Origin of the sequence: Parafrankia sp. FMc2, from assembly GCF_041008525.1 — a bacterium.
Classification (GTDB): Bacteria; Actinomycetota; Actinomycetes; order Frankiales; family Frankiaceae; genus Parafrankia.
The window spans coordinates 1-771 of record NZ_JBFLUG010000467.1 but is presented as its reverse complement, the minus strand read 5'-3'; the positions used below and the strand labels follow the sequence as shown (position 1 = coordinate 771).

General features: G+C 69.8%; 1 protein-coding gene. It reads left to right on the top strand.

Features of this window, described 5'->3' with window-relative positions:
• Positions 1-121 precede the first annotated feature (121 nt).
• A partial coding sequence (locus AB1460_RS37975; protein ID WP_368967432.1) for a DUF6444 domain-containing protein occupies positions 122-771 on the top strand: 650 nt, incomplete at its 3' end.

The window sequence follows — 771 nt, the reverse complement described above, 5'->3', positions numbered from 1 at the left end:
GTAACTGGTCAGGTCTTGTAGATCGTTTATTTTTCGATCCCCGGCCGACTGGGACGGTTTGATGGCTTGGCGGTCCTGAGGTGTTGGTGTGGCGTGGTTGATCGGGTCGTAGGGTCCGGGTGTGTCCGATGATCCGTCCGCGCCGCCGGTGCCGTCGTATGACGAGCTCGCGGCGCTGGTGGTGAGCCTGCAGGCGGATCTGGCGCGGGCGCTGGCGCGGATCGCCGAGCTGGAAGCGCAGGTCGCGAAGACGTCCCGGAACTCGGGGAAGCCGCCGAGTTCGGACGGGCTGACGAAGCCGCCCCCGAAGTCGTTGCGGACGAAGACGGGCCGGCGTCCTGGTGGGCAGCCGGGGCATCCCGGGTCGACGCTGTGCCTGGTGGATGATCCTGATGTGCGTCTGCGGCACGAACCGGGCCCGTGCGGAGGCTGTGGGGCGTCGCTTACGGGTCGGCCGGTGGCTCGGATCGAACGGCGGCAGGTATTCGACCTACCCGAACTACGCCCACACGTGACCGAACATCAGCTGGTGGAGCGGGCCTGCGGCTGCGGGGCGCACACGAAGGCCGCGGCGCCGGCCGGGGTGAACGCTCCGGTCCAGTACGGGCCACGGGTGAGTGCGGCGGCGGTCTACCTGTACGCGGGCCAGTTCCTGTCGAAGGACCGGACCGCGACCGCGCTCGCCGAGCTGGTCGGGATACCGCTGTCCGCGGGCACGGTCGCGGCGATGGCCGCCCGCGCCGCCACCGACCTGGAAGATTTCCTCACCGC